Genomic DNA, 4,844 nt, shown 5'->3' on the forward strand with positions numbered 1-4,844 from the left:
TGGCGAGCAGGTGGCGTATCAGCTGGTCTGGCGCCAGCTTCAGCGCACTCCAGTACAGGAAATCCGACCCGACCAGCCGCAGCAGCCATTCGTCCTTCTCGTCGGACACTGACAGTGCCGAGGCCATTACGCTCTCGGGCTTGTGCACCAACGGCACCACGAGCACGAGTGCCCCGACTCGATCCGGATGACGGATCGCGGCCTGCATCGCTGAGGGCCCTCCAGCAGAGAGGCCGAGTACTGCCGCCTTTTCGATTCCGAGCGCATCGAGCAGGCAGACATGGGCGTCGGCCTGGGCCTCGGGTGAGGCATCGACGGGGCGCGGCGTGCGCAGGTAGCCAAAGCGCGAGACGGCGATCACGCGGATGCCGCGCTGGGCGAGCGGGCGCGCAAAGTCCATGCCCTGGTCGTGGCCCCCGCCGGAGCCATGGATCACCAGCAACGGGATCCCCGCACCCGATTCCTGGTACTCGATCGGCCCACAGCGGGTGTGCGCGAGGACGCTGCCTTGTGCCGCGTGTGCGGTGGCACGTGCGAGATCGCTCCGGTATCGCGCGTGGATAAGGATCATGGCCAGTCCGAGACCAGCCATGATTGCGAGCAGGGTGTAGTGCCGGCGTTTCATGACGGGGCTGTTCGAATGCGGGCGTGGCGTAGCCGTCCTCCCATGCGCAGGAAGAGGGGCAGGCACAGCAGCACCAAGACGATGGCCAGCACCGCTGCAAGATCGGGTGCAAAGGCTGCGAGCAGGGTTGGGGTCATCCCGGTTGCGTATGCCCCGCCGATGAGGCCCGCGGCCCCGATGGTCAGCATGAGTGGCGCCCACCTGCGGCGGGGCCTTGAAGCCCACCACGCCAGCGCGAGGGACAGGGTTGTGGCGAGCGCGCTTCCCCCATTGAATGCCATGTATCCGCTGCGCAGACTCGGGCCTGCGGGCGGCGGCTGGCCGTGGAGCAGGTTCACGATACCGATGGGCAGGCGGCTCATCACTGTATTCACATAGCCGAGTGGCAATTCGCTGTTGGCATTGATCAGCACCACGACGGCCTGCCGTGGGTCTGGCAGCAGCACCATCCACGCCGCGAAGGAGGCGAGATTGCCCAGATGCCAGCGTGCATCAGAGGCGGCACCGAATGGGCCGACGAACCAGCCCTCGCCGTAGCGGAATCGGAAATCGGTTGATAGAAGGGCGGTCGTCGCGGTGGGTGATCCGGGTGCGAGCAGTTGTCTCACGCCCTGCGCCGAGAGCAGGCGGCCGCCGGGCATCTCGCCGTCAGCCAGCAGCATCTGCAGGTAGCGCGCCAGGTCGTTGGCGCTGGCCACCAGGCTTCCAGTCGGCGCGAAGCCCGGCGGCAGTCCTGTGGCATGCGCCACGGGAATCCCGAACCAGGCGCGGTGCAGCTGTGTCATGCCGTCGCGTCGCGCGGCGTCGTGATCGGTGTGGCTGTGTGTCATCGCGAGCGGCTTCAGGATGCGCTCCCGGATCAGCAAATCCCACGGCTGGTCCGTCACGGTCTGCAGGATCTCGCCAAGCAGCACGTAGTTCAGATTGCTGTATTCGAATTGACCGCCGACGGGGCGGTTGAGCCTTACAGTGCCAAGGCCACGCGCAAGGTCGCTGATGCCGGCCTCGCTGTGTTGCAGGAGCGGAGCCATGCCGTCAGCGCGCGACAAGCCGCTGGTCTGGTTCAGCAGGTGGCGCAACGTGATCCTTGACGAAGCTTCCGCATCGGCAACGCGAAACCACGGCAGGTAGCGCTGGACGGGCGCGTCGGCATCGAGGCGCCCCGCCTCGATCTCCTGGCGGATGAGTAGCGCCGTGAAGGATTTCGTGAGGGAGCCGATCGGAAACGGCGTGTCGCCGGTGATGGCCCGACCCTTGCCGTCATGGCCGAAGCCGCGCACATGGGGTGCGTGGTCTTCGCGCAGCACCGCGATGGCGACGCCGGGCAACCCCGAGTCGATGACCTCCCTGGCCACGAATGCGTCGATCCTTTCGATCGTCCCGGCATCGGGGGTCGGGACCGGCGACTGTCCGGATGCCGGAAGCGCAAGGAATGCAGCCAGCCACGCGATCGAGGGGCCGTGCACGCATCGTGATGCATGGCCCTCAGACAAGCACGCTCTCCACCGGCCTGCGTCGCGAGCGGGGCATTTCCGGACCACGCCCGATGCGCACGATGAAGTCGGGTCGTCGATGCCCGATGCCGAGGAAGGCGGCAAACTGGGCGCGCAGATCGGGCACCTCCACGGGCTGGTTGATGAAGGCCGTGCGCAGGTCCAGCGCTGTGGCTTGCAGGGCGAGGCGTTCGTAACAGCGACCGGCCTCGATCCAGTGCGGTATGTCGTCGGACTCCGAATGCACTACTGCCACGGCAGCGGACCTGTGGATGTGCGCGACATCCTTCCTGTTCTGGCGCTCTGCCGAGAACCTGAGGCGCATGAAGAGCGCTCCCAGCCACCGTGGCACATCCGGACTGCCCATCACCGGACCGTAGAGGCCATCGCCGCTACGGGCCGCCTCGCGGGCGTTGAAGCGGATCCAGGCTTTCAGCTCCTCGGTCCACGCAGGATCCGCAAACTGCGCGCTGTTGCCGGCGGCGACGAATTCGGCGACCTGCGCGATCATTTGGCGATCCGTCAGCAGCCTGACCGACACCCCATCGCCCTGGCCCGCTTCTTCGAGAAGTCGCAGCTCTTCCGTGGCGAGTGCGCTCCCGTCATATTGTGCGCGGCTGCACTGGCGCTTCGGGATGGCCTTGAACAAGTCCGTGGGCGAAGGCGCCATCTTTTCGAAATCCATCCGCACGCCGGCCTCGGCGGCAGAGCAGGATACGTAGCCCCTCAGTCCAGCCGCCCGCGCAGCGATGAGCAGGTTCTCGGCAGCACACCCGAGGCTTGCGTACAGATGATGATCATCCGGATCGACCGCCGGACAGCGGCGCGACCGGTCGGGGAGGATCGAGATGGCGCCGGGCTCGAGCCGGAATTTCCAGGGCTGGGTGTTGTGGCTGGATGCGGCCAGGATGGCATGCTGCACCAGATCGACATGGTGGCGCGGAGCCATGACTGGCTCGACGCAAGACGGAGGCTCACGCGTAGAAGCGGCGGACATCCTGTGCTCCACAAGACCCTGGACGGTCTATTCTGCAGCGTGTCGGCGTGGATGTACCTGATTGAGATCAAATCTAACGCTACGCGCTACGCGGTATGGTGGGGGCGAGGCGAGGGAAGCCCAGCTCGCCGTCCGCAAGCCGGCATCGGCCAACTGATTTGATGCCCAGCGCCCGAGAGAGATCTGAGTAGACGTTTATTGGCTGGCTTGTGCAGTAACGGTAGCCGTGACGGTATCGAAATTCGCAGGCTGGATCTATCTGGCGTAAATTCAATGAGTTGACTTGCTGGCGCGAGGGCCAGCAGCGAGTCCGGCAAGCATTACCCCGGAAATCGCCGATTCATCGGGCAACAAGTCGGAATCGCGCGGCATCGATCGGGCGCGCGTTCGGCCGCGTCAACGATGGTTGCACGTGGCAAGAAGTAGCGCCGTCGACGGGCCGCAGTTCGCCGACCGGTGTGCCTTTGCATGGCCGCTGACGATCCGCTGCAATGCCCGACCATGACGGAGCCACTTCTTGCCACCTGCAGCGACTCGAACTCTCGATCGATGCGGTGGAAGAGGGCGGCGACATGAATCAGCGAACTCCATAAAAGTGCTCGGTGAACGGCTTGCGGAAACTCTGATGGCATGCCAGGCAACCCTGTTGAACCTTTGCGAAGGCGGTGATGACTGCCTGGCCGTCACCGCGAGTTGCGGCCTCGCCCATGGCTACGGCGGCATCGTGAACTTCACCATCGAAGCCCCGGAATCTCCCCGCGTCAGTTCCGAGCCACCCTAGGATGCGCATTTTTTCCGACGGTGGCGGTTCGGGGTGGCGGGCGATGTCTGGTGCAAGGCGTGCTACCAGGGTCCAGTCTTCCGTGGAAATGCCTCCCGCGACTGCCTGTATGTCGCGCCCGAGCTGGGCCATGATGTTCCGCAAGGCCATTGGTGCACTAGGCTCCGCCGCCTGGGCGCAGAAAGTTGCCACGGAGGCGAGCAGAACCACAGTCAGCGCGGCGGTGTGCGCCGGGCGGGGTTTGGGGTGGATCATTGTCTTCTCCTCGCCCCGACAACGGGGCCATTCAGAATTCCCAACTCAATGCGACTGATCCGAATGCGTGGCCGCCACGCTGTTCGTCGAACTCCCGGGTACGCCACACGCGCATCACCGCGAGCCTCATGCCATGACCGGCCACGAGCCATTGGCCGCCGATTCCAGCTGCTGCTTGTCCCACCCACGGACGACGGTTGACGTGGTGGCTGTCGCGAAACAGGTTGCCGTCGAGCGAGAAATCCCAGGCAATGGCCTTGGCTTCGAGGTGGGCGAAGGCGTGAACGCCGGGCCGTGGTGCGCCGGCGGAGCGCGGCTGCGTGCTACGGAGTCCCGTCGCTGCCGATGGGGGTCGATTCTCGCCGCCAGGACGGATCGGATAGCTGCCGAAGTCATTCGGAACGTTCCAGCCCATGCGCAGTTCGAGGCCTGTGCTGGCAGCCGTTTCGATATTGCCAAGGCGTATGGCATAGCTGCCGATCACATCGCCACTCCATCCTGGCTGGACAGCACCGATGGCGTAAGGCTTGAATTTGTGCTCCAGAGCCATCTGAAATGCCGGTTCGTTGTGCAACTGATGATCCCAGCCGCGAAAGCGCTCAATGCCACGCAGCGTGTGCACCAGATCCTGGGATTGTCTGGCCAGTGACCAGGGGCCGATGACGCCCAGGGTCAGCTCCCGGCTGTCGAGCA

At 65.0% G+C, this 4,844-nt stretch carries 5 protein-coding genes; all 5 read right to left on the reverse strand.

Annotation, left to right across the window (positions count from 1 at the left end; translation table 11 throughout):
- Positions 1-625 (reverse strand): alpha/beta fold hydrolase (locus KIT86_RS24155; protein ID WP_297403139.1); only part of this gene is annotated, 625 nt, incomplete at its 3' end.
- On the reverse strand, positions 622-2,118 hold the full coding sequence (locus tag KIT86_RS24160) for a serine hydrolase (RefSeq protein ID WP_297403141.1): 1,497 nt from the start codon (positions 2,116-2,118) through the stop codon (positions 622-624). The genes KIT86_RS24160 and KIT86_RS24155, both read right to left, overlap by 4 nt.
- A complete protein-coding gene (locus KIT86_RS24165) occupies positions 2,111-3,067 on the reverse strand; it encodes a Tat pathway signal protein (protein ID WP_297403143.1) in 957 nt (318 codons plus the stop codon). The genes KIT86_RS24160 and KIT86_RS24165 overlap by 8 nt, the downstream gene beginning before the upstream one ends.
- A gap of 625 nt (positions 3,068-3,692) precedes the next feature.
- A complete protein-coding gene (locus KIT86_RS24170; protein WP_297403145.1) occupies positions 3,693-4,151 on the reverse strand; it encodes a cytochrome c in 459 nt (152 codons plus the stop codon).
- A 31-nt stretch (positions 4,152-4,182) separates the two neighbouring features.
- Positions 4,183-4,844, reverse strand: a 662-nt coding sequence (locus KIT86_RS24175) for a lipid A deacylase LpxR family protein (protein ID WP_297403147.1), incomplete at its 5' end; no start/stop codon positions are given.

Source organism: Hydrogenophaga sp., from assembly GCF_026125825.1.
GTDB lineage: Bacteria > Pseudomonadota > Gammaproteobacteria > Burkholderiales > Burkholderiaceae_C > Hydrogenophaga.

Bases quoted from the DNA above. Each gene is read 5' to 3' on its own strand.
- KIT86_RS24165 (WP_297403143.1), bottom strand. From the start codon at position 3,067: ATGGCTCCGCGCCACCATGTCGATCTGGTGCAGCATGCCATCCTGGCC.
- KIT86_RS24170 (WP_297403145.1), bottom strand. From the start codon at position 4,151: ATGATCCACCCCAAACCCCGCCCGGCGCACACCGCCGCGCTGACTGTG.